Below are 20,599 nucleotides of genomic sequence, written 5' to 3'. Positions count from 1 at the left end.
GCACCGGCCGGCCCGTCGGAGTGCCGCCACGACCGTCGGCCGGGAGAAGCGGAGCAAGGCATGTCGATCGACCTCATGGGATTCCTCGGCGTCGTGATGCTGGCCTATCTGATCCCCGGCCCGGACTTCTTCGTGATCGTCAGAGCGGCGGCATCCCGTCCGTCACTGGGGCGGATGGCCGCGCTCGGAGCGCAGACCGGGCTGTGCGTCCACATGCTGGCGGCCGCGCTCGGTCTGTCCGTCGTCGCCGCACGCTCCCCGGCCGTCTTCACGGCCATCAAGCTGGCCGGTGCCGCCTACCTCGTGTACCTGGGCGTCCGGGCCGTGGCAGCCGCCCGGCGCTCCGCCGCGGAACGCCGCCGCGGGGCCGCACGGGGAGGGGACGGCCGCGCCCTTGGCGACGGCGCCGTTCAGGAGCCGGCGACGAAGCCGGAGCCGAGCCGTCGGGACGGATTCACCCAGGGCTTCCTCACCAACGTGCTCAATCCGGTGCTCAATCCGAAGGCGGCGCTGTTCTTCCTGAGCGTCGTGCCCCAGTTCGTCGACGGCCACGGCTCGATGAGCGGGCAGATCCTCTTCCTCGGCGTGCTGGACGTCCTGGTCGGTGTCCTCTACTGGCTGGTCCTGGTGAGCGCGGCGGCGCAGTTGCGGACGCTGCTCGGCCGGCCGGCCTTCCGCGACCGCTGGGACATGACTACCGGCTGGCTGTTCATCGCCATCGGCATCGGAGTCGCGGCGGTGGACTGAGCCCCGATGGACGGGAAGGCCCGGCCCAGGGGGCGGACGCGGTCGCGCGTGAGGCTACGGAGCGAGGGCCAAGCCCCAGGAGTGGGCGCCCACCGGCTTCGGGGCACCCTTCTCGTAGAAGACGTCCAGCTGCGTGATCGTGAAGCCCGCGGCCGTCACCAGTTCCACGGTCGGTCTCGTGAGGTGGCAGCCGCCGAAGAGCCGCTTGTTGACCGGCTCCAGGCGATGCTGCCAGTGGCGCACGCCCGGGTCCTCTTCCGGGGCGAGTCCGTGTTCGAGGAAGTGCAGTGTTCCCCCGGGCTTCAGGACCCGCCGCACCTCGCGCAGAGCGGCCCCGGCGTCGGGGATGGTGCACAGCGTCCAGGTGACCAGGGCTGCGTCGAAGCTGCCGTCCACGAACGGCAGCGACTGGCCGTCCAGCCCCGCGCGCCGGACCGGGACGCGTGCCGCCCGGACCCGTCCGCCTGCGAGCCGCCAGCTGAGGTCCGAGGGCTCGATCGCGGTGACGCCGGTGACGGTCGGCGGGTAGTACGGAACGTTGTGGCCGGTGCCGAACCCGATCTCGATCACCTCGCCCGTCAGGCCCTCGCAGACACGGCGGCGAAGCGGTCCCACGGTCTTGACCCCGCACGCGACGTTGATGATCCGCGGCAGCACGCGGTCGGCATAGCAGCCCATGTCAGCCTCCGTGTCTTGTCTCCAGGATGGCACCGTGCACCACCCCCTGCATACGCACTCGGGGTACCGGAAGCGTCCCTTCGGCGGGACGTGGAACGACCGTCGACGGATCCCGGTGCCGTGAAGTGCGGCGGGTCCACAGCCTGTCACCCGCCCGCGGACGGGGCTACAGGGGTGCCATGGCGACAGCGGCGGCGATCACGAGGACGGCCAGGGCGACGGCGACGCCCCGAAGTCCAGGGCCGCGCACTCCCGGGCCGCGGTCCCGGCGGCTCCGGCTCACCGGGGGTGCCAGGCGCTCGCAGCAGACGCAGTGGTCGTGCGGCAGGACCGGCGAGTCGAGCCAGTAGGCACCCAGCAGTCGGGCATGGCGTTGCGGGACGGAGACATCGGTCATGACGGGGAGAACGAGCCGCGTTCCCACCCGCCACGCCCCGGTCAACGTGATCGGCAGACCTTCATACATCCGGGCCATGTCGCGCCCGGGGAGGTTTGTCCGGTCCTGCGTGGGGAGAGAGGAGTCCACCACGAACAGCCGGGGAGCGGCGCGGCACCTCACGGCGGTGACCGCGGGCGTCCTTTGCCCCGGTCCGGCGGGCTGCCGAACGGGGCAAAGGACGCCCGCGGCACGCCGCGGGCAAGGGCCGGTGTCTCAGATCCCGGGTTCCGGCAGCAGTCCACGCCGCGGAGCCGCGGGCGGCGCGTCGGCCGGAACGGGCGCGTGCGCCGGGGCCGTTGTCGGGGGCGCAGTCGGGGCCGGGTCCGCCGCGGCGCTCTGGAAGGCGTCGGCGCGCACGTGCCGCATGACACGACTCGCCACCCGGTAGCGGCCGTTGGGCAGTTGATGGGACTTGGTGACGTGCACCGCGAGCGGTCCGGCCCACTCGTACCCCATGCGCTCGCCGTGGCGGGCGAGGCTGTCGGTGAGCAGTTGGCCGACGCGGTCGCCGTTCCGTTCGAGTTCCTCGATGGCGAACTCGGCCAGTTCGACGTCGTAGGCGTTGGGGACGACCACCCGGGTCTCGCTGCACACGACGGCGTTGTCGTCGCATTCGCGGTGCAGCGCGCCGAGCAGCTCCACGGGCTCCTTGTGTCGGATGTGCGCGAGCAGGGTTCCTCCGAAGCGCTCCAGCGCTCGTTCCAGGCCGGTGAGTGAGCTCACGCCCTACTTCTCCTCCCTCTCCGCGAAGTCGTCCGGGCGCACCTGTGCCTCCTCCAGCGCCTCGCGCAGCGTCCGGCCGGTGCCGCCCTGTTCCTGCGGCTTCTCGGCGTCGGCCCGGCCGTCCGGCATCTGATCGGTGCTGCCGGTCCTGCCGCGGTTCTCTTCGGGGACGGTCATGACAGAAGGCTCCTTGTCGTCGGGCGTGCCGCTTCCTCACTCGCGGGTTCCCGGCCTGCGGAAGTCGACTCATGCAGAAGCGGAACCACAGGAGGTCGCGCGGCACCGACTCGTCCGAGGCGTCGCCCGAGTGCCGGGATGCGCAGGTGTGACGGCGAGGACACGGGACATCTGTATGCGCATGTTCCCACCGAGGCGATCCCCGCTGACGCCCGTGCCCGCCCGCGAACGGAGGTAGCCGTGCTGTTCCTTGTCGTGGCCGTACTCTTCCTGGCCGTCGTGCTCGGATCGGCCGCCTACCTGCCATTGCCCGTGACCGTCGTGGCCGGTGTGGTCATCGCCGCGTGGCTGGCGGTGTTCGCCGTCCGTGAGCGCCGGCGGCGCGGCCGAACCGGAAGGGCGTGACCATGAAGCTGACCGCACCCCCACGGCGGGAGACCGGCAGGCGGGACACCGAAGGAATGGCGGTCGCCTCCTTCGTCCTCGGCCTGGTCGGACTCCTCGTCCTGAACTTCGTCCTCGGCCCGATCGCCATCGTGCTGGCCGTCATGGCACTGCGCCGGAACACCCCGCGCCGCTTCCGCGCTCGGCTCGGACTGGCGCTCGGCATCGCGGACATCGTGGTGCTCGCCGTCCTCATGGCGGTGAACGGCACCACGTCGTGGAGCATCCTCGGCTGACGCGGCCCGGCCCTGTCGCAGGTCCTCCATTTCGCCAGTGCCGGACGGCCCGCCGCCCACGCGGCGGGCCGTCGTACCGTCCCGGCCCGCCCCGAGTGCAACCGTCCTGGCCGAAATCGTGTCTCTGTGCACACGACGGGAAGCGCGGGGGCCTCGGACACTCCCGCGCCCCGCGTCTCGGGGGGACGGGCCATGAACACTTGGGCAGTGCCGGGCTACACGGAGACACGTGAGCTCGGCTCGGGAGCGAGCGGGCGGGTCGCGCTGGCCGTCCACGAGGACACCGGGCTTCCCGTCGCGGTCAAGTACCTCAGCGAGTCGCTGCGCACCCGCCCCGGTTTCGTCGCCGAGTTCCGCGCGGAGGCACGGCTCCTGGGCGGACTCGGGAGCCGGTACGTGGCCGGTCTGTACGAGTACGTCGAGGGCCCGGACGGCGCGGCGATCGTGATGGAACTCGTGGACGGCCTCTCCCTGCGCCGGCTGCTCACCCGGGAGGCTCCTCTCGCCCCGGAAGCCGCACTCACGCTGCTCAAGGGGTCGCTGCTCGGGCTCGCCGACGCGCACCGCCTCGGCGTGGTGCACCGCGACTACAAACCGGAGAACGTCCTCGTCACCGCCGACGGCCACTCGAAACTCGTCGACTTCGGGATCGCCGCCACGGACGGCACCACGGCCGGTATCGCGGGCACTCCGTCCTACATGGCCCCGGAGCAGTGGACCGGCGCCCCCGCTTCCCCCGCCGCCGACGTCTACGCGGCGACCGCCACGTTCTTCGAGTGCCTGACCGGCCGCAAGCCCTACACCGGTGACAACATGGCCGAACTGGCCCTGAAGCACGTGGACGGTCCCATCCCGGCCGACGAGGTGCCCGAGGCGCTGCGCCCCCTCGTCCTCCGGGGTCTGGCGAAGTCCCCCGGACAACGGCCGCCGGACGCAGCGGACTTCGTGGCGGAGCTCGAGACCGCCGCGGGCGGCGCGTACGGAGCCGACTGGGAGGAGCGCGGACGCGGCCGGCTCGCCGCGCTCGTGGCCCTCTCCCTCCTGCTGCTGCCGTCCGCTCCCCGCACGTCGCACAGCGCCACGGACACGGCGCGCACGGTCCTCTCGCAGCACCCCGGCGGCTTCCGTTCCTGGCTGCCGGGCGGGCGCGGCCTGCTCGTGTCCGGTGCGGCCCTCGTCGCGGCCCTCCTGCTGGCGCACGGCGTCGACCCGGGCACCGCGGACACTCCCCAGCAGGCGGCGCAGGCTCTCGCCACGACGAGTACGCAGCCGGACGTCTCCGCGGGGCCGACGGGCCCGACGGAAGCCGGTTCGCCCAGCTCCCCCGCGGCGGACGGGACTTCCCCGCCCCCCGCGTCCGGAACGGCCGACGGCTCCTCCGCGCGGCCCTCGGCGTCCGCGTCCGCCGGGAGCGGGGCGGCGACACCGACGGCGGGGACGACCGGCGCCCCCACGACGACTCCTGCTGCCCCCGCGGCGGTCAAGGACGTCACGCTGACCGGTTTCCAGCAGACGGGTTCAACGACGGGCACGGCGACCCTGACCGTCACCACCGACGGAACGGGACCCGTCACTCTCGGCGTCACCTGGTTCACCGGGGACACCCGCGGACAGTCCGGCACCCAGGACGGGGCGGCCTCGACGTACGAACGCAGCGGCTCGACCCGGTACACGCTCCCCGTCGAGCACACCTTCCGGGGGACCGGCTGCTACTGGGGGGTCCGGGCGACGACGAACCCGGCCCCGACGGGCGGCGACGCGTGGCAGCAGCTTCTGACCCGGGCGTGTGACCTCCGGTGAACGACGACTCCCGGGCCCACGGGGACCGTCCTGACGCGGACGACGACTACAGCGCGACCGCGCTGGCCAGTCACTGGATCCGGCGGCCGGACTCCGACGACCCGCGGGCGGACGCGGACACCCTGGTGGCGGCCCCGTCGGACACGACCGCCGCGACGAGGCGCCTCGGTCCCGCCTCACGTGGGAAGAGCGCGCGTCCCGGTCCCGCCGCGCAGGCCGACGCCGCGCGCCTCGGCCCCGGCGTGCGTCCCGACCGCGTCGACGGCACCCTGCTGCGCTTCGGGCCCGGCGTGAACGCCGACACCGTACGCCGTGCCCACGGCAGCCTCCCCGCGCAGCCGACGCCACGCCCGAGGCCGCGCCATCGCGCCTGGCGCAGACACGCACTGCCCACCCTGGTACTGCTGGGCGTCCTCGCCTTCCTCGCCTGGGACCGGGCCGCGCCGCCCGTCGGCGTGCGCGACGTCACCGTCTCCGTCGGCCGGCCCTCACCCGGCTGCGACGGCACCGCCGACATCGTCGCCACCGTCACCACCGACGGGAGAGCAGGCACCCTCACCTACCGCTGGGTGCGCAGCGACGGAACGTCCTCCGAAGTCCTGCGCGAGGACATGCCGCGCGGCCGGCGCACGGCCCGGCTGCACCTCCTGTGGTCCTTCCACGGCGAGGGCCGCTACACGGGTCGCGCGGAGCTGCGCCTGCTCTCCCCCGAGCGACGGACGAATGCGACGTATCTCACGTATGTCTGCTCTTGACCGCCCCTCGGCGCGCACATCGGACCCGAGTTGGTTGTTTCACCCCCCCGTCTGGAGGTGACCCGGACAACGAACGAAGTCCCACCGACCGGAACGATTCGATCGAAGGAGACTCCCATGGAGAGCTGGCGGGACGCTGCGGCATGCCGGAGCGTCGACCCCGACCTCTTCTTCCCCGTCGGCAGCACGGGGCCCGCGGTGCTGCAGATCCGGGAGGCCAAGGCCGTGTGCCGACGCTGCCCGGTGCGCGACGCGTGCCTGCGGTGGGCGCTCGACACGGAACAGACCCTGGGCGTCTGGGGCGGTACGAGCGAGAACGAGCGCCGAGCGCTGAAGCGTCGCGTGGGCAGTCGCCGCGGTTCGGCGGCGTAGGCCGCACGGCGCGGGCAGCGCCCGCCTCACACCCCGGCCCCAGCACGCGGCCGGGCGGGACCGGAGCACCGCACGGCGTCCGGTCCGCACGACACCGGGAAGGCGAGATGACGACCGAGCCTCAGTGGGACAACGACCTGGCTTCCGCCAACATGACCAGCCTGACCAGCACCTTTGCCGGTGACTTGCGCAATGTGACCGATGCCAGGCTCGCCGCGGAGGACTACCTGCGCGCCTTTGCGCGGGTGTCCCCGCCCGGCGCGCCCGAGCATCTGGACGACATCCTGCTGGTGGTGACGGAACTGGCCGCCAACGTGGTGCAGTACGCTCCGGGCGCCTTCCGTCTGGAGCTGCGCCCCACCTTCGACGGCGTCCACGTGACGATGCACGACACGAGCACGGTCCGGCCCACACCACGGTCCTTCAGTCCGGACGGAGGCGGCGGGGGCATAGGCTGGCATCTGATCCAGGCGCTGAGCGACCAGGTCAGCGTGGTCCGGCAGCCCGACGGCAAGGACGTGCACGTCTTCCTGCCCTGGTGACGCCGGGGCGGGTGACCCGCCGGAAGCCGGCGGGCGTCACGGCCTTGCCGATGCGGGCCTCACGGCCGGGCAAAAAATGCCCGGCGGCCGTTCAGACGTCCGTGGGCAGGCCGCTCACCTCCGCGATGCCCCGCAGTTCCTCGTCCTGACGATGGCGTTCGCCGATGAACTCGGCGATCTCCTGGCACTTGGCGGGATCGGCCGCGGTCCCCGAGTCCGTGACGACTCTGACCGGACCCTGCTCCTCCGTCTCGATTTCGACGATCTGGTTGTCCAGACGGCCCGTGACGGCGACGGCGACGACGAGGGAGGCCTCGTCGCGGACCTCCTGCGAGACGTTCTCCCCGTCCGCGCCCTCCAGACTCAGTTCGATCGGTCCTGCCCGCTGTTCCTGGATGGCCTCCAGCACTGGTTCGACCATGCGCAGCAGCAACGCATAGTCCGAAGGGGCCATGCGCAGGCGGAGCAGGTCGAGGTACAGGTCGACGGGCCGGCCCTCCGGCGGAAGCTCTGATTCGCTCATGGCACTCGACTTCCCCGATGTAGGCGACGTGATCGCATCTGCATCCACAATGGTGCGCCCACGCGCGGGCCGCCGCTCGAGAGGTCCCGCCGGTACGGCGCCCGGGTGGCCGCGGTCCTCCCGGCAGCCCGCTCCGGGGGCCCGCCGGCGCGGCGGAGGTACGTGCGTCCCGTCACTTCTGTGTGAATCCCCCATTTGCGTGAGCATCATGCGCGCAACGGGGGTAGTAGGGGGCTTTAGGCCCGTTCCCCCGGAGGCTTCCCTTGATCCCCATCGTGCACAGGACGCTCGTCATGCAGCTCGAGGCAGGCGGCACCGGCCGCTTCTCCGTACTGGCCCACATGACGTACGAAGCCGACGATCCGTTCGCCGTCACCGTCGTGTTCAGCCACGACGGCCGGGTCCTGGCCCGGTGGAGACTCGACCGCCAGATGATGGCCGACGGGATGGAACGTCCGGTCGGTGAGGGGGACGTGCGGATGGGTCCGCAGGCCACCGGGCTGTGGCGGGAGCTGCGCATGGAGTTCCTCGGCGAGCCCCACACCGACGGGGGCCGGCACCACGCCGTGATCCTGGCCTGGGCCCCGGCCGTCATGTCCTTCCTGGACGAGACCTACGAGGTCGTCCCGTCCGGGCAGGAGAAGGTCTCCGTCGACGACTTCCTCGCCGAACTCATCGCGGGCGCAGAGGGCTGACGTCCGGTTCCACGAGGGACGACGGGCACCTCTGACCCCGGAAGGCATGACCCGCGGACGGAACGGCCGCACCACATATCGGGAACGGAAACGCAGCAGGGTCCGCCATACGTGATCTCGGCGGACCCCGTCCGCGTGCACGGGTACCGGTGGTCAGTGGCCCAGTGCGTCCTTCACCTTCTCCTTGGCCTGCCGTGCGTCGCCCTTGGACTGTCCTGCCGCTCCCTCGGTGGTCATGCGTTCGTTGCCCACCGCGCGCCCCACGGCTTCCTTCGCCTTGCCCTTGGCCTGCTCCGCCTTGGCCTTCGCCTTCTGGTCCTTGGCCACCGCAGCTCACATCCTTCGTGCTCCAGCAATGCGGATCCATTTTACGACTGACCGCATCAAATAGCTCCAAACCCATCCCATCGGGTGGTCTATGACTGCGGGCATGCCGTGCCCGGGCGGCCGGACGCCGGGGCCGATGCGGCCCGGACTCCGGGACCCGCACGGCGGCTGCCCGCCGTGCGGGCCGCCGCCGGACGCCGGGTCAGCCGCCGAAGAAGTCACCGAGACAGGCCGCGAGCTCGTCCGGGGCCTGCTCGGCCACGTGGTGGCCGGAGTCGATCCCGTGACCTCGTACATCGGGCGCCCAGTCCCGCCAGATCTCCAGCGGATCCCCGTACAGGTCCTCCAGATCGTCCCGGAGGGACCACAGGACCAGCGCGGGGCACTGGATCCGCACCCCGTCGGCCCGGTCGGCTTCTTCGTGGCGCCGGTCGACGGTGAGACCGGCCCGGTAGTCCTCCAGCATGGCCCGCACCACGTCGGGGTTCCTGGTGGCCTCGCGCCACTCCTCGTAGTTCTCCTGCCCCATGACCGCGGGGTCGCCGCGATACCAGCGGTCCGGGTCGGCGTTGATGACCCGCTCGGGAATGTCCGGCTGGGCGAAGAAGAACCAGTGCCACCACTGCGTGGCGAACTTCGCGGTGACACGGGACAGATGCTCGCTGATGGGGAGACAGTCGAGCAGTGCCACCCGGGACACCGCGTCGGGGTGGTCCAGGGCGAGACGCAGGGCTACGGCACCTCCGCGGTCGTGTCCGGCGAGCGCGAACCGGGTGTGCCCGAGCGCGCGCATGACCGCCACCAGATCGTCGGCGACCGCCCGCTTGGAGTATCCGGAGTGGTCCGGTGTCGGCGCCGGCCCCCGGGACCGGCCGTAGCCCCTCAGGTCGGGGCAGACGACCGTGAATCCCCGCCGGACCAGCTGCGGGGCCACGCGGTGCCAGGTCGCCGAGGTCCGGGGATGCCCGTGCAGCAGCAGCACCGGCGGGCCCTGCCCGCCGTGCCGTACGAAGAGGGACGCTTCCTCCAGCTGGACCGTTTCTGCTTCGAAGTCTTCGAACATGGTCACCGCGTCCCTCGAACCCTCGTCGGCAAACTACCGGGAGGCGGCGGCGCGCACGAAGAGGCAGAACGGGTGACCCGCCGGATCGAACAGCACACGGACGTCGTCTGCGTCGAGCACGGTCGCGGCCAGCGAGAACCGCGGTTGTCCGGTCATGCGTCAACTCCCTTGTCGCTGCGGCATCCCCGTCCTCACCGAAGATGACGCCGCAGGACGTGGTGACCGTACGTGACGCTTCGACGGGCGGGAGTTCCCGCCTCCCCCTTACGTTGGGCGGGCAAGCGACCCCCACATCAGGAGGAACCATGGCGGACAAGGGCGGTATGGACAAGATGAAGGGCAAGGCCAAGGAGATGGCCGGCAAGGTCACGGGCAGCCGCGAACAGCAGGCGGAGGGCAAGCTCGAGCAGGCCCGCGGCGAGGCCAAGAAGGTCCGGGGGAAGGCCCAGGAGCGCGCCCAGGAGACCGGGCGTTCCATGAAGCGCGACCGCGCCTGACGCCACGAGTGGGGAGGGCCGCCGCAGCGGCGCCTGCCCACCGGGCCGAATCACGGGCACGGCGGGACGTGCGGGGGCCCGCCGGGGCAGGCGAAGGCCCCGGCCGGCTCGGGGGACAGCCGACCGGGGCCGATCGAGGGTGGACGCGGAGGGCGGTCGCCTCCGGCAAGAGGCTCCACGAGGCTTCAGCCGGACGATCGTCCTCGTGGGCTGTGAAAATGAGGCCCGGGGACACAGTTCCCTCCGCGCCCACGTCGATGACAACACGCGGACCTGGCGGGATATTTCCTTTTCGCCCAGAAGATTTCCACCGGTGCGGCCAACCCGCCATCCCTCCGCGGGCATGCCGCGCCGGCTGCCGCGGTCGTATCCCGGGCATCCACCGGGCTCGGCGTTTTTCAGGACGTCACGTCGGGCACCCGGGCCCCATGCGCACCCCACCCGGCCCCGTCGCCGACCGCACCGGCTCCCTGCCGCCGGAGGGCCACTCCTGGCTGCCGGACAGGTTGCGCCACGCGACGAGCCCGGCCGTCAGGACCCGCCTGCTCGGACGGCACGCCTCGGGCCTGCGGGGCCCGGACGCCGTCCGGTTCTTCTACGACGAACGGCCTACGCGCCGGCGCAGGGCCGCGCCCGAGCGCGTCCGGAGCACGCTGTTCGGCCAGGATGCGGCTCATACGCCCGACCTTGCGGCGCACCGGGTCCGCAGGGCGCTGCTCCACTCGCTGCTGACGCCGCCGGACCGTGTCGCCCTTTTGGTGGAACACGTCACGGACGCCTGGGACGGGGCCGTGGACGCCTGGCGGGTGCGGCCGGAAATCGTCCTGTTCGAGGAGGCGGCGAAGGTCCTCACGGCCGGCGTGTGCCGCTGGGCCGGGATCCCCCTGGACAAGGACCGGGTGGCGGTCACGGCGCAGGACCTGGTGGCGACGGTCGACGGCTTCGCCACGCCGGGGGCGCGGCACTGGCAGGCACGCCGGGCCCGCGCCGGCTGCGAAGCCCGGATCGCGGACCTGGTCGGGAAGGTCCGCACCGGGGAGATCGAGGCCCCGGCCGGGTCGGCCGTGTCCGTCGTGGTGCGGCACCGTGACGCCGACGGGCGCCCGCTCGACGCCCGTACGGCCGCCGTGGAGCTGCTGAACATCGTCCGGCCGACCGTCGCGGTCTCCTGGTTCGTCACGTTCGCCGCTCACGCCCTCCACCGCTGGCCGGAGAACCGCGCGCCGCTGCGGGCCGGCGACGCGGCGTACGGCGCGGCCTTCGCGCAGGAGGTCCGGCGCTTCTACCCGTTCGCCCCCTTCACCGGCGGCCGGGCCGCCGCCGACCTGTACTGGAAGGGCGAGCACGCGCGGGCGGGAGGTCCCGTCCTGCTCGGCCTGTACGGGCAGGACCGCGACGCGGAGCTGTGGGGCGACCCGTACAGGTTCCGCCCCGAGCGCTTCCTGGCACGTCCGGCGGCACGTGACGAACCGGACCCGCAGGGCGGCGCCGATCCGTCCGGCGGCCACCGGTGTCCCGGCGAAGCCGTCACGATGGCCCTGCTGGAAGCCCTCGGCGTCCGGCTGTCGCGGCTGACGTACGGCGTTCCGGTCCAGGATCTGACGATCCCGCTGCGGCACATTCCGACACGGCCCCGCAGCGGGTTCCGGATCACCGGGGTCCGCCCGGTCGCGTAGGCACGGCCACCCGGGGGACTCGAGGGCGACCACGGGGGTACCCCAGGGGCCGTCCTGCCGTAGCGGATGACTCCCTAACTGGAAATAGTGGTACATCGGGATAGAACCGCACATACGGGTCGAAGGAGTCGACGATCGTGACGGACGTGTCAAGCAAGGGTCCCGCCCCGGACGACGAGCGGAAGACGCTCACCAACCGGCAGGGCCACCCGGTCTACGACAACCAGAACCAGCGCACCGTCGGGGCCCGCGGCCCGGCCACGCTGGAGAACTACCAGTTCCTCGAGAAGATCAGCCACTTCGACCGTGAGCGCATCCCGGAGCGCGTCGTCCACGCCCGCGGTGTGACCGCCTACGGCTACTTCGAGTCGTACGGCTCCTGGGGCGACGAGCCCATCAGCCGCTTCACGCGCGCGAAGGTCTTCGCCGAGCGCGGCAAGCGCACGGACCTCGCCGTCCGGTTCTCCACCGTCATCGGCGGCCGGGACTCCTCGGAGGCGGCCCGCGACCCGCGCGGTTTCGCGGTGAAGTTCTACACCGAGGACGGCAACTGGGACCTCGTCGGCAACAACCTCGGGGTGTTCTTCATCCGGGACGCCATCAAGTTTCCGGACGTCATCCACGCGCTCAAGCCGGACCCGGTCACCTTCGAGCAGCAGCCGCGCCGGATCTTCGACTTCATGTCGCAGACCCCCGAGTCCATGCACATGCTCATCAACCTCTTCAGCCCGCGCGGCATCCCGGCCGACTACCGCCACATGCAGGGCTTCGGCGTCAACACGTACAAGTGGGTGAACCGGGAGGGCGACACCGTCCTGGTCAAGTACCACTGGATGCCCAAGCAGGGCGTGCGCAGCATGACCGAGGAGGACGCGGCGAACGTCCAGGCCCAGGGTCTCGGCCACGCCACCAAGGACCTCTACGAGGCGGTGGAGCGCGGCGAGTACCCGGAGTGGGAACTGCTGGTCCAGATGATGGAGGACCACGACCACCCGGAGCTGGACTTCGACCCCCTGGACGACACCAAGACCTGGCCGGAGCAGGACTTCCCGCCCCGGCCGGTGGGCAGGATGGTGCTCGACCGGATGCCGGAGAACTACTTCGCGGAGAACGAGCAGATCTCGTTCGGCACCGGTGTGCTGGTGGACGGCCTGGACTTCTCCGACGACAAGATGCTCGTGGGCCGGACGTTCTCCTACAGCGACACCCAGCGCTACCGGGTCGGCCCGAACTACCTCCAGCTTCCGGTCAACCGGGCCAAGAACGCCGACGTGCGCACCAACCAGCGCGACGGGCAGATGGCCTATCACCAGGACGGCGGCGGCGAGAACCCGATCGTCAACTACGAGCCGTCGATCACCGGGGGCCTGCGGGAGGCGCAGTACCCGTCCCACGACGAGCAGGGGCCGGAGATCCACGGCCGGGTCACCCGCAAGCGCATCCCCCGCACCAACGACTACCTCCAGGCGGGTCAGCGCTATCAGCTGATGGAGCAGTGGGAGCGGGACGACCTGGTGAAGAACTTCACCGACCTGCTGTCCCAGTGCGACCGGCCGGTGCAGGAGCGGATGGTGTGGCACTTCCTGCTGGTGGAGAACGAGCTCGGCCTGAAGGTCGGTGAGGGGCTCGGCATCAGCCCCCGGGACGTCGCCGGTCTCGAGCCGCTGGCCAGCCAGGATCTGACCGACGACGACCGCAAGCGGCTCGCCAACCTGGGCGAGAACGAGCCCCGGGACGTGTCCGGCCTGACGATGACGCACTGCGTCCCCAACACCCGTCATGAGGTCGTCCGCTGACGTCTCGTCAGCGGACGGCCGGCCGGTCCGGAATGGCCGGCCCACTTCCGGCACGCAGTCGGGCATGACGCGGCTCCGCGGCCGGTCGTAGCGGGAGCTGCGCCGGCCGCGGAGCCGCGTCACGGGAGAGGCGGGCGGCCGCGGAGCCGCGTCACGGGAGAGCGGCGGGCGGCCGCTCACTCCTGTCCGGCGCCCTCCGCCGTACTACGACGGTCTGGTCGTCGGAACCAGGTCGGTGTCCGCGGCCGTGTCCCGCCGCGCGGCCGTCTCGTCAGCCCGCCTCCGGCAGCGCCGGCCGCCGTGCCGCCAGGCTCCTCTGCAGGTGATGGCGGATGTCACTGGCCAGATGGCCCGTCTGGGCCCACTCGACGATCAGCTCGGCGACGTGCCGCATCTTGATGTTGGTGTGCTGGGAGATCTCCCGTACGACGTGCCAGGCGTCCTCGGTACGCAGACCGGCGAGCGCGACGACGATGCCGATGGCCTGGTCGACGACGGCGTGCGAGGACACGGCCTGCTGGAGCTGCGCCAGCTCGTCATGGCGCGCCGCCGTCCGGCCGCCCCTGTCGGCGGCCGTGCCGCCTCCCGGGACGCCGGTCGCGTCCGCGGGCACGCGGCTCGCGCACGCGTGGACGGCCGCTCCCAGCGTCGCGAAGACCGGGACCGGGGCGAGGCCGAGAGCGAGCCTCAGCAGCGGGTCGACGTCCTGGGCCGGGCCCGCCAGCAGCAGCCGGCCCCGCGCGGCCTCCAGCGTGTGGGCGCAGTCCAGCAGTTCCCGGACGGCCCCCGCCGACAGGGCACGTACGTGCGAGAGGTCGACGACGACCGCGGTGCCCGCACGCTCCCCCGCCGTCCGGATGGCCTCGAAGAGCGGATGGCCCGCCCGGTCGACGGTGCCGACCGGGCGTATCAGCCACGCCGACCGCCCGCTTCCCGCCTGGACGGGCAGTTTCTCCACCCACACCTCGGGTGCTGTCTCCGCGTGCTCCATCGCAAACGCCTCTCTCCCCTGAAAAGCCCTCTGCCGATGCCGTCCCGGTCGCGCGCACCCCGTCACGTGATGCGAGCGGAGCGCGAGCACGCGGCACGCCGAACTTCGTGTAGATGCCATCTGTGCGGCCGGGCGGCGGGGCGAAGCACGGGTCCGTACGGGGTGGGTCCGCTCTCGGCAGCAGGCAGTGCGTTGCGCGGTCCGGTCCTGGACGCCGCGGTCCCGGTCACGAGGTGGCGTACGCCGTGAAGCGGTCCGCACCGGCCTCGTCCGCACTGGCCTTGTCCGCACCGGCCTTCACGGCGCTGGGGAACCGGGTCGTCCGGAGGTCGCTTTCCGACCGCTCCGGGTTCTTGCCCGTTTTGCCACGCGTCGACGCATCATTCGCCCGCGACGCGTGCTCCCCCGTCCGGCCCCGTGGCGCAGAGCCGACCCCCCGCCGGGTCCGGCCCCAGGTCAGCCGTGGCCTCGTACGTCAGGCAGGATGTGCTTCATGACCGAGATCCGCACCCCCCGCCTCGTACTCCGCCGCTGGACCGACGACGACCTCGCGCCCCTGGCCGACATCAACGCGGACTCCCAGGTGATGCGATGGGTCGGCGACGGGTCGCTCCTCGGCCTGGACGAGACGGCCACCGAGATCGAGCAGTGGGAAGAGGAATGGGACGAGGAGGGCTTCGGCATCTTCGCCGTCGAGCTGCTGGCCTCCGGGGAACTGGCCGGTTTCGCGGGTCTGTCGGTGCCCGAGTTCCTTCCCGAGGTACTGCCCGCCGTGGCGATCAGCTGGCGGCTCGGCTCGTCGTTCTGGGGGCAGGGATACGCGTCCGAAGCCGCCCACGCCGTCCTGGAGTTCGCGCTCCAGGACCGCGGCCTGGACCGGGTCATCAGCATCAACCGAATGGGCAACGACGCCTCCGAGAACGTCATCAGCAAGCTCGGACTGACACTGGAGCGTGAGACCGAACACCCGGTGTACGGCTATCCGTTGGGCGTGTACGGCATCGACCTGACGGAATACGAGGGGTGAGCGGGCCGCGCTGACGGCGGGTCGTGACGCGCCGACCGCGACGACGGGAGACGTACGGGGCCGATCCCCTGCAGGCACCGGCATATTCATGACTCTCTGCTTCCGGGGCATCCGTTTCCGCATCGCACACTGGTGCCGGCGGAAGGGACGCGCATGGCTGGCAAGGGCTGGATCGTGACGGCGGCAGGAGGGCGGGCGCCGGATTTCGTGCCTGCCTGGGTGCAGGCGCTGATCGCCGTGCTGGCCTTCGGGCTGATCGCGGCGGCGATGTGGCGCCGCACCAGACGCGACGGTGCCAACGGCACTGACAGGGACCAGGGTTGACGGAGAGGGAGATCGCGCATGAAGCAACGCTCCGGCTCCCGCGTTCCGCCGCCCTGGACGAGGGCCGGCAACCGGTGGGGCCCTCGGGTGTACTGGCCGATGTTCTGTCTGAGCATCCTCCTGCTGGTGTGGAAACTGATCGACGGCGCCGGCGCGGGCCGCATCATCGGCGCGGTGTGCCTGGTCCTCGTGTGGCCGTGCCTGCTGGTCGCCAATCGGAGGAACGCGCGCCGTCGGCAGTCCCTCTGACCGGCGCGGCTCCGAGCCCCTTGGCCCGCTGTGAGGTCAGGCCGGTGAGCCCGGGCCGGGCGGGATGTGGACGGTCATGATCAGGTGGCAGGTTCCGGTACCCGAGCCGCGGTAGGTATGGACGGTGTCGCCGTCGAAGGTGGCGGTCTGCCCGGCCTGGACCGCATGCTCGGTGCCGTCGACGACCAGGGTCATCCGGCCGGAGGTGACGCTGACGGTCTCCACGACGCCGGCCTGGTGGGGGTGGCTGGGGTACTCCTCACCCGGCTCCAGTCTCCAGCGCCAGACCTCGACCGGAGCCGGCCCCGCGGTGGTCAGCATGAGCCGGGCTTCGCCGCCCCGCTCGCCGGCCCACAGCGGCATGACGGCGTCGGCGGACACCACCCGGACGCGGCCTTCGGCCGGCCCCTCCATCAGGGTCGACACCGAGACACCGAGCGTGTCGGCGAGGCGGACCAGGGTGGAGAAGTTCGGGTTGCCCTGGGCCTTCTCCAGCCCCACCAGGGCGCCCTTGCTGACCCTGGCACGCCGGCCGAGCTCGTCCAGGGACAGGCCCGCCCGTGTCCGGGCGGCTCTCACGTTGTGCGCGAGCGTGCGCAGGGCTTCCTCTGCCTCGGGCACCTGATCACCGTCCTGTCCCGTCCTGCGGATCACTGGAATGGACCGCCCGGTCGTTTGGTTGACAACCTGCGGTCGGTTCATTGTACGGTCGAGTCGTTCCATTGTGAAACATAGGGAAGTACCGTGATCGCTCTCCTGCTGGCCCTGGGCAGCTCTCTCGCCTACGGGTGTGCCGATTTCCTCGGCGGCCTCGGCGCCCGCAAGGCTCATGTGCTGCGCACCGTGATGGTCGCGGCCCCCGCCAGTCTCGTGGTCGAGCTGCTGCTGTGGCCCGTCCTGGGTGCTTCGTTCACTCCGGCGAGCATCGGCTGGGGCGCGGCGTCCGGGGTGGCGTCCGCCGCGGCGTTCGCCCTGCTCTACAGGACGCTCGCGATCGGCCCCATGAACGTCCTGTCGCCCGTCACCGCGCTGGTGTCCGCCGCCCTGCCGGTCACGGTCGGTCTGCTCCAGGGCGATCACCTGGGGACGGGCGGCCTGGTGGGTCTGCCACTGGCACTCGTGGCGGTGGTCCTGGTCAGCGCCGGGCACGGCACGGGCTCCTCGCGTCCGTCGCGCACGGCACTGCTGCTGGCCCTCGGGGCGGGCGCCGCGATCGCCCTTCAGCTCGTGTGCCTGCACCAGGCGCCCGGCGACAGCGGCGTGGCCCCGCTGATCGTCGGCAGGGCGGTCTCCTCGGCCGTCACGCTCGCCGCGGCTGCCGTGATGTTCCGGCGGCTCGGTACGGAGAAGCCCGCCATCGCGATCTCGGCGGCCGCCGGGGTGCTGGACTCGCTGGCGAACCTGCTGTTCCTGCTCGCCGCCCGCAGCGGAGACCTCACCGTCGTCGCCGTGATCACCGCCCTGTATCCGGCGGGCACCGTCCTGCTCGCCCGCGGCGTCCTCGCCGAACGCATACACCGGGGCCAGCTCGTCGGCCTGGGCACCGCCGCCGTAGCCGTCAGCCTCCTCGCCCTCACCTGACCCGCCCCCGTGCCGCACGCCCGCAGGGAGCACCCGAGCTCGTGGAACACCACGCGCTCCAGGCCCGCGCGACACCCAATTTTGATGGCAGTCGTACTATGGAGCTGCACGCTCATGCCGTTCTGAGGAGTCACCATGGCCCGCCCCCGTACCGCCCCCCGGACGGTGGAGCACCCGGAGTTGTCGCAGGTGTCCCTGCAGCAGGTGCTGGAGGCTCTGGTGGATCCGGTGCGGCGTGGAGTGGTCTGCCAACTGGCCTACGCCGGTGAGGACATGAGCTGCGGGACGTTCGAGGCGCCGGTGTCGCTGTCGACGCTGACCCACCACTTCAGTGTGCTGCGGGAGGCCGGGCTGATCCGCCAGTACTACGTGGGGACGACGAAGATGAACACGCTGCGGACCGAGGAGATGGAGGCCCGCTTCCCCGGCCTGCTGTCGGCGGTCCTGGCCGCTTCCGCCGCGTAGACGGGTCCGGCGCCGAAACACCCGGGTCGCGGCGGGGCCGCGTCCTGTACGGGGACCGTGACGAGCGCGGACTTCAGGCCGCGGGCCCGTCCGCGTCGTGCGTGACGGTGACCACGATCTTGCCCAGATGGGTGTTGGACTCCATGTAGCGGTGGGCGTCGGCGATGTCGGCGAGGTCGAAGGTGCGGTCGACGAGAGGGACCAGCGAACCGCTCTTCAGGCCCGCGTTCACGAAGGCGACACCGCGGCGCAGCCGTTCGGGGTCGGTGGTGACCTCGTGGAGCGTGTAGGTGCTGGTGGTCAGGGCCGGGTAGGACCGGGCGTGCGGCAGCGGGGTGGGGCGGGGGTCGAGCGCACCGTAGACGATCAGGCTGCCGCCGGGGGCGATGGCCTCGGCCAGCGTTTCGACGCCGGGACCGGCGACCGGGTCGAAGGCCAGCCGGACCCCCTGGCCGCCGGTGATCTCCCTGACACGCGCGGGGAGGTCCTCGTCGTCGGTGACGACGACGTGATCGGCGCCGGCGTCCAGCAGTGCCTGCTTCTTGGCGGCGCCGCGGGTGGTGGCGATCGCGACGGCCCCCAGATGGTGGACCGTCTGGATCGCGGCGACACCCACGCTGCTGGAGGCGGCCGTGATCAGTACGTGGTCGCCGGGCCGCACCTGGCCCTTCTCGGCGAGGGCGCCGTAGGCGGTCAGGTAGGCCATCCACACGGCCGCCGCGGTGGTGGGGGCGAGGGATGCGGGCCGGGGGACGACGGCGGTGGCCGGGAGGATCACCCGGTCGCCGTAGGTGCCGTACTCGGTCAGCAGGAACGCGGGGATCACACCGACCGGGTCGCCGGCCTCGAAGCCGGTCACGCCCTCACCGGTCGCCTCGACGGTTCCTGCGGCCTCGTAGCCGAGCGTGGAGGGGAGGACGGGCTGGTAGAAGTAGGCACCCTCGCGGTACATGATCTCGGCCCGGTTCAGGCCGATCGCGTCCACGCGGACGCGCACCTCGCCGGGGCCCGGATCGCGGGTCTCCACGTCGCGCAGGGTCAGGACCTCCGCGCCGCCGAGCCGGTCGAACTGAACGATCTTCGCCATGGGGACCTCTCCTGAGAACGGGTGCCGGTGCCGGGACAGGAGTCCGGCGCCTTGAATCCGGTGCAGGCACGTAGGGGTGCGCCGCGGGATCGACGGAGCAGGCCGGCGACGCGGAACGGACGCCCGCAGTACGGCCACGGCGTCGGCCGCCCGGCCGTCCATGCGCCAACCAAAACACATCTTTCAATGACCGTCAAACTTCGACCGACGTCGTAATTAGGAGGGCGGCGGGCCGTCCGCGGCGCAAGGAAGGCTTTCGACCCCGGCTTTCGACCCCGCCGTGGTGCACGCGCACGTGGTGTCAGCGGGCGCGGCGGATGCGGATCGGGCCGCGGGCCTGTGCCGGATCGACGGGACGGCCGCCCTGGGTGATGTCCACCTCGCCGGCCGCGACCAGCCGCCGGGCAGCGCGGCGGGCCGGTTCCATGAGCGCGCGCCAGCCGTCGTCGTCCCCTTCGTACACCGCCCGCGCGGCGTCCGAGGGGCAGATCGTCGCACTCGGGCCGCGTCGCTCCAGGAGCTCCAGAATGGCTCGCTCCAGGCGCCGGTCCGTCTGCCTCTCGCCGTCCGTCACTCCACCAGTGTCGCAACGTTGACGGCAACAGGGAGTGGTGCGGTGACAGGCGTCGTCCCGCGCGCACCGTGACCGGCTGAGCGGCGCGCCTCACACACCGGGACCGCTCCCTCGTACCCGCTCCCCGGCCCGCGCCGTCCGGTCCGCCGCCCCGGCGTCCTCCCGTCCGCGCACCCAGAAGCACAGGACGACCGAGCACAGCGCGGCGAACGCGCACCAGGTCGAGACGAACTCCAGCCGCCACAGCGCCCAGCAGACGATCGCGCCCACCGCGACCAGCACCCCGAGCACTGTCAGCCCCCGGTCTCCGGACAGCAGCAGCGAGCCCACGGTGGCCAACAGGTAGCCTCCGATGAGGAGTTGGGCGTGAGGCAGGTCCAGCACATAGCCGAGGGTGTGGCCACGGACCTCGGCGGTCACGGGACGCACGGCCAGGGCGTGAGCGAGGGCCGTCGCCGTCACGGCTCCCGCCACGAGGGGCGTCAGCACCCGGCGCCGGGCACTTCGGGGCGCCGCGCACATCACACCCAGGGGCACCCACACCGCCAGCAGCGGAAGGGCGATGACCGCCCAGGCCACGGTGGCGGGTCCCGCGCCGCCTCCGGCGTGCCAGACCACCGACTCGACGATCTGGTGGGCCCCGAGCAGCACCGGCAGGGCGGCCATGGGCAGATCCCGGCGCCGCCGTGCACGCACGAGGCAGGCGGCTCCGAGCGCCGCGATCCCGGCGCCCGCCACGAGGTCCGCCTTCGCACTCCAGCACATCACGCCACCTCGGGGTCGGCCGTCGCCGGGGGCCTCCACGGTCGGC

General features: G+C 72.0%; 28 protein-coding genes and 1 pseudogene. 16 read left to right on the top strand and 13 right to left on the bottom strand.

Translation table 11 applies throughout. The features are described 5' to 3' along the window. The first annotated feature begins 60 nt into the window (after positions 1-60). A complete protein-coding gene (locus ACFYP4_RS21305) occupies positions 61-747 on the top strand; it encodes a LysE family translocator (protein ID WP_388787075.1) in 687 nt (228 codons plus the stop codon). A 54-nt stretch (positions 748-801) separates the two neighbouring features. Here ACFYP4_RS21305 and ACFYP4_RS21300 read toward each other — a convergent pair whose 3' ends face one another. From ACFYP4_RS21300 to ACFYP4_RS21285, 4 genes and pseudogenes are all read right to left on the bottom strand, one after another. Continuing rightward, on the bottom strand, positions 802-1,425 hold the full coding sequence (locus ACFYP4_RS21300) for a class I SAM-dependent methyltransferase (protein WP_358855634.1): 624 nt from the start codon (positions 1,423-1,425) through the stop codon (positions 802-804). A gap of 166 nt (positions 1,426-1,591) precedes the next feature. After that, positions 1,592-1,822: a hypothetical protein gene (locus ACFYP4_RS21295; RefSeq protein ID WP_358855633.1), complete on the bottom strand. Its 231-nt coding sequence runs from the start codon at positions 1,820-1,822 to the stop codon at positions 1,592-1,594. Positions 1,823-2,191: 369 nt separating this feature from the next. Beyond that, positions 2,192-2,587, bottom strand: a pseudogene (locus ACFYP4_RS21290) (DUF3662 domain-containing protein); the annotation flags it as partial. A gap of 3 nt (positions 2,588-2,590) precedes the next feature. Beyond that, on the bottom strand, positions 2,591-2,764 hold the full coding sequence (locus tag ACFYP4_RS21285; RefSeq protein ID WP_358855632.1) for a hypothetical protein: 174 nt from the start codon (positions 2,762-2,764) through the stop codon (positions 2,591-2,593). 240 nt (positions 2,765-3,004) lie between these two features. On the opposite strand from ACFYP4_RS21285, the gene ACFYP4_RS21280 reads away from it, so the two are divergent. The 6 genes from ACFYP4_RS21280 (at position 3,005) to ACFYP4_RS21255 (ending at position 6,913) form a co-directional block, all read left to right on the top strand. Next, entirely contained in the window at positions 3,005-3,169 is a 165-nt protein-coding gene (locus ACFYP4_RS21280; protein ID WP_358855631.1) for a hypothetical protein, read from the top strand. A gap of 2 nt (positions 3,170-3,171) precedes the next feature. Beyond that, positions 3,172-3,444 (top strand): DUF4190 domain-containing protein, encoded by a 273-nt coding sequence (locus ACFYP4_RS21275; RefSeq protein ID WP_358855630.1) that lies wholly within the window; start codon positions 3,172-3,174, stop codon positions 3,442-3,444. A gap of 192 nt (positions 3,445-3,636) precedes the next feature. Beyond that, entirely contained in the window at positions 3,637-5,244 is a 1,608-nt protein-coding gene (locus tag ACFYP4_RS21270; RefSeq protein ID WP_358855629.1) for a serine/threonine-protein kinase, read from the top strand. Further along, entirely contained in the window at positions 5,241-5,999 is a 759-nt protein-coding gene (locus ACFYP4_RS21265) for a hypothetical protein (protein ID WP_358855628.1), read from the top strand. Before ACFYP4_RS21270 ends, ACFYP4_RS21265 begins: the two co-directional genes overlap by 4 nt. 117 nt (positions 6,000-6,116) lie before the next feature. Continuing rightward, a complete protein-coding gene (locus ACFYP4_RS21260; RefSeq protein WP_358855627.1) occupies positions 6,117-6,371 on the top strand; it encodes a WhiB family transcriptional regulator in 255 nt (84 codons plus the stop codon). Positions 6,372-6,478: 107 nt separating this feature from the next. Continuing rightward, positions 6,479-6,913, top strand: a complete 435-nt coding sequence (locus ACFYP4_RS21255) for an ATP-binding protein (RefSeq protein WP_358855626.1) — start codon at positions 6,479-6,481, stop codon at positions 6,911-6,913. A 91-nt stretch (positions 6,914-7,004) separates the two neighbouring features. Here the strand turns inward: ACFYP4_RS21255 and ACFYP4_RS21250 are convergent, their stop codons facing one another. Beyond that, on the bottom strand, positions 7,005-7,436 hold the full coding sequence (locus ACFYP4_RS21250) for a hypothetical protein (RefSeq protein WP_358855625.1): 432 nt from the start codon (positions 7,434-7,436) through the stop codon (positions 7,005-7,007). 293 nt (positions 7,437-7,729) lie between these two features. On the opposite strand from ACFYP4_RS21250, the gene ACFYP4_RS21245 reads away from it, so the two are divergent. After that, complete coding sequence (locus tag ACFYP4_RS21245) at positions 7,730-8,131, top strand: SsgA family sporulation/cell division regulator (protein WP_388787068.1); 402 nt, start codon at positions 7,730-7,732, stop codon at positions 8,129-8,131. Positions 8,132-8,284: 153 nt separating this feature from the next. On the opposite strand, the gene ACFYP4_RS21240 is transcribed toward ACFYP4_RS21245, so the two are convergent. The 3 genes from ACFYP4_RS21240 to ACFYP4_RS21230 form a co-directional block, all read right to left on the bottom strand. Then, positions 8,285-8,458 carry a CsbD family protein gene (locus ACFYP4_RS21240; protein WP_358855623.1) on the bottom strand — a complete coding sequence of 58 codons (174 nt, stop codon included), beginning with the start codon at positions 8,456-8,458 and terminating at the stop codon, positions 8,285-8,287. 202 nt (positions 8,459-8,660) lie between these two features. After that, the gene (locus ACFYP4_RS21235; protein ID WP_358855638.1) at positions 8,661-9,521 is read right to left on the bottom strand and encodes an alpha/beta hydrolase; all 861 of its coding nucleotides are present in this window, start codon (positions 9,519-9,521) and stop codon (positions 8,661-8,663) included. A gap of 33 nt (positions 9,522-9,554) precedes the next feature. After that, entirely contained in the window at positions 9,555-9,677 is a 123-nt protein-coding gene (locus tag ACFYP4_RS21230) for a hypothetical protein (RefSeq protein WP_358855622.1), read from the bottom strand. A 149-nt stretch (positions 9,678-9,826) separates the two neighbouring features. Between ACFYP4_RS21230 and ACFYP4_RS21225 the strand changes: the two genes are divergently transcribed. The 3 genes from ACFYP4_RS21225 (at position 9,827) to ACFYP4_RS21215 (ending at position 13,490) form a co-directional block, all read left to right on the top strand. After that, complete coding sequence (locus tag ACFYP4_RS21225) at positions 9,827-10,018, top strand: CsbD family protein (RefSeq protein WP_358855621.1); 192 nt, start codon at positions 9,827-9,829, stop codon at positions 10,016-10,018. 428 nt (positions 10,019-10,446) lie between these two features. Continuing rightward, positions 10,447-11,694, top strand: coding sequence for a cytochrome P450 (locus ACFYP4_RS21220; RefSeq protein ID WP_358855620.1), 1,248 nt, complete (start codon positions 10,447-10,449; stop codon positions 11,692-11,694). Between the two features lie 137 nt (positions 11,695-11,831). Continuing rightward, positions 11,832-13,490 (top strand): catalase, encoded by a 1,659-nt coding sequence (locus ACFYP4_RS21215; RefSeq protein WP_358855619.1) that lies wholly within the window; start codon positions 11,832-11,834, stop codon positions 13,488-13,490. Positions 13,491-13,761: 271 nt separating this feature from the next. Here ACFYP4_RS21215 and ACFYP4_RS21210 read toward each other — a convergent pair whose 3' ends face one another. Then, on the bottom strand, positions 13,762-14,481 hold the full coding sequence (locus ACFYP4_RS21210) for an ANTAR domain-containing protein (protein ID WP_388787062.1): 720 nt from the start codon (positions 14,479-14,481) through the stop codon (positions 13,762-13,764). 493 nt (positions 14,482-14,974) lie between these two features. Between ACFYP4_RS21210 and ACFYP4_RS21205 the strand changes: the two genes are divergently transcribed. From ACFYP4_RS21205 to ACFYP4_RS21195, 3 genes are all read left to right on the top strand, one after another. Continuing rightward, entirely contained in the window at positions 14,975-15,508 is a 534-nt protein-coding gene (locus ACFYP4_RS21205) for a GNAT family N-acetyltransferase (RefSeq protein ID WP_358855934.1), read from the top strand. Positions 15,509-15,661: 153 nt separating this feature from the next. Continuing rightward, a complete protein-coding gene (locus ACFYP4_RS21200) occupies positions 15,662-15,832 on the top strand; it encodes a hypothetical protein (protein WP_388787059.1) in 171 nt (56 codons plus the stop codon). 18 nt (positions 15,833-15,850) lie between these two features. Continuing rightward, the gene (locus tag ACFYP4_RS21195; RefSeq protein WP_388787056.1) at positions 15,851-16,081 is read left to right on the top strand and encodes a hypothetical protein; all 231 of its coding nucleotides are present in this window, start codon (positions 15,851-15,853) and stop codon (positions 16,079-16,081) included. Between the two features lie 36 nt (positions 16,082-16,117). On the opposite strand, the gene ACFYP4_RS21190 is transcribed toward ACFYP4_RS21195, so the two are convergent. After that, entirely contained in the window at positions 16,118-16,702 is a 585-nt protein-coding gene (locus tag ACFYP4_RS21190; RefSeq protein WP_358855931.1) for an XRE family transcriptional regulator, read from the bottom strand. Between the two features lie 123 nt (positions 16,703-16,825). Between ACFYP4_RS21190 and ACFYP4_RS21185 the strand changes: the two genes are divergently transcribed. Both ACFYP4_RS21185 and ACFYP4_RS21180 read left to right on the top strand, forming a co-directional pair. Next, positions 16,826-17,662 (top strand): EamA family transporter, encoded by an 837-nt coding sequence (locus ACFYP4_RS21185; RefSeq protein WP_358855930.1) that lies wholly within the window; start codon positions 16,826-16,828, stop codon positions 17,660-17,662. Between the two features lie 135 nt (positions 17,663-17,797). Beyond that, positions 17,798-18,127 (top strand): helix-turn-helix domain-containing protein, encoded by a 330-nt coding sequence (locus ACFYP4_RS21180; RefSeq protein ID WP_358855929.1) that lies wholly within the window; start codon positions 17,798-17,800, stop codon positions 18,125-18,127. A gap of 73 nt (positions 18,128-18,200) precedes the next feature. On the opposite strand, the gene ACFYP4_RS21175 is transcribed toward ACFYP4_RS21180, so the two are convergent. The 3 genes from ACFYP4_RS21175 to ACFYP4_RS21165 form a co-directional block, all read right to left on the bottom strand. Beyond that, complete coding sequence (locus ACFYP4_RS21175) at positions 18,201-19,214, bottom strand: zinc-dependent alcohol dehydrogenase family protein (protein WP_358855928.1); 1,014 nt, start codon at positions 19,212-19,214, stop codon at positions 18,201-18,203. 301 nt (positions 19,215-19,515) lie between these two features. Further along, entirely contained in the window at positions 19,516-19,788 is a 273-nt protein-coding gene (locus ACFYP4_RS21170; protein WP_388787051.1) for a DUF3253 domain-containing protein, read from the bottom strand. A 90-nt stretch (positions 19,789-19,878) separates the two neighbouring features. Further along, a complete protein-coding gene (locus ACFYP4_RS21165) occupies positions 19,879-20,553 on the bottom strand; it encodes a DUF6629 family protein (RefSeq protein WP_358855926.1) in 675 nt (224 codons plus the stop codon). Positions 20,554-20,599 lie beyond the last annotated feature (46 nt).

This window comes from Streptomyces sp. NPDC005551 (assembly GCF_042871785.1).
Lineage (GTDB): Bacteria > Actinomycetota > Actinomycetes > Streptomycetales > Streptomycetaceae > Streptomyces.
Note: the sequence above shows the minus strand (reverse complement) of the source record. Positions and strands in the feature narration are given on the sequence as shown.

Excerpts from the sequence above, each read along its gene's own strand:
- ACFYP4_RS21260 (WP_358855627.1), top strand. The coding sequence starts at position 6,117 with ATGGAGAGCTGGCGGGACGCTGCGGCATGCCGGAGCGTCGACCCCGAC.
- ACFYP4_RS21210 (WP_388787062.1), bottom strand. The coding sequence starts at position 14,481 with ATGGAGCACGCGGAGACAGCACCCGAGGTGTGGGTGGAGAAACTGCCC.
- ACFYP4_RS21180 (WP_358855929.1), top strand. The coding sequence starts at position 17,798 with ATGGCCCGCCCCCGTACCGCCCCCCGGACGGTGGAGCACCCGGAGTTG.
- ACFYP4_RS21245 (WP_388787068.1), top strand. The coding sequence starts at position 7,730 with ATGCAGCTCGAGGCAGGCGGCACCGGCCGCTTCTCCGTACTGGCCCAC.
- ACFYP4_RS21275 (WP_358855630.1), top strand. The coding sequence starts at position 3,172 with ATGAAGCTGACCGCACCCCCACGGCGGGAGACCGGCAGGCGGGACACC.
- ACFYP4_RS21250 (WP_358855625.1), bottom strand. The coding sequence starts at position 7,436 with ATGAGCGAATCAGAGCTTCCGCCGGAGGGCCGGCCCGTCGACCTGTAC.
- ACFYP4_RS21295 (WP_358855633.1), bottom strand. The coding sequence starts at position 1,822 with ATGACCGATGTCTCCGTCCCGCAACGCCATGCCCGACTGCTGGGTGCC.
- ACFYP4_RS21195 (WP_388787056.1), top strand. The coding sequence starts at position 15,851 with ATGAAGCAACGCTCCGGCTCCCGCGTTCCGCCGCCCTGGACGAGGGCC.
- ACFYP4_RS21270 (WP_358855629.1), top strand. The coding sequence starts at position 3,637 with ATGAACACTTGGGCAGTGCCGGGCTACACGGAGACACGTGAGCTCGGC.
- ACFYP4_RS21285 (WP_358855632.1), bottom strand. The coding sequence starts at position 2,764 with ATGACCGTCCCCGAAGAGAACCGCGGCAGGACCGGCAGCACCGATCAG.
- ACFYP4_RS21175 (WP_358855928.1), bottom strand. The coding sequence starts at position 19,214 with ATGGCGAAGATCGTTCAGTTCGACCGGCTCGGCGGCGCGGAGGTCCTG.
- ACFYP4_RS21225 (WP_358855621.1), top strand. The coding sequence starts at position 9,827 with ATGGCGGACAAGGGCGGTATGGACAAGATGAAGGGCAAGGCCAAGGAG.
- ACFYP4_RS21220 (WP_358855620.1), top strand. The coding sequence starts at position 10,447 with ATGCGCACCCCACCCGGCCCCGTCGCCGACCGCACCGGCTCCCTGCCG.
- ACFYP4_RS21300 (WP_358855634.1), bottom strand. The coding sequence starts at position 1,425 with ATGGGCTGCTATGCCGACCGCGTGCTGCCGCGGATCATCAACGTCGCG.
- ACFYP4_RS21165 (WP_358855926.1), bottom strand. The coding sequence starts at position 20,553 with ATGTGCTGGAGTGCGAAGGCGGACCTCGTGGCGGGCGCCGGGATCGCG.
- ACFYP4_RS21305 (WP_388787075.1), top strand. The coding sequence starts at position 61 with ATGTCGATCGACCTCATGGGATTCCTCGGCGTCGTGATGCTGGCCTAT.
- ACFYP4_RS21255 (WP_358855626.1), top strand. The coding sequence starts at position 6,479 with ATGACGACCGAGCCTCAGTGGGACAACGACCTGGCTTCCGCCAACATG.
- ACFYP4_RS21205 (WP_358855934.1), top strand. The coding sequence starts at position 14,975 with ATGACCGAGATCCGCACCCCCCGCCTCGTACTCCGCCGCTGGACCGAC.
- ACFYP4_RS21230 (WP_358855622.1), bottom strand. The coding sequence starts at position 9,677 with ATGACCGGACAACCGCGGTTCTCGCTGGCCGCGACCGTGCTCGACGCA.
- ACFYP4_RS21200 (WP_388787059.1), top strand. The coding sequence starts at position 15,662 with ATGGCTGGCAAGGGCTGGATCGTGACGGCGGCAGGAGGGCGGGCGCCG.
- ACFYP4_RS21235 (WP_358855638.1), bottom strand. The coding sequence starts at position 9,521 with ATGTTCGAAGACTTCGAAGCAGAAACGGTCCAGCTGGAGGAAGCGTCC.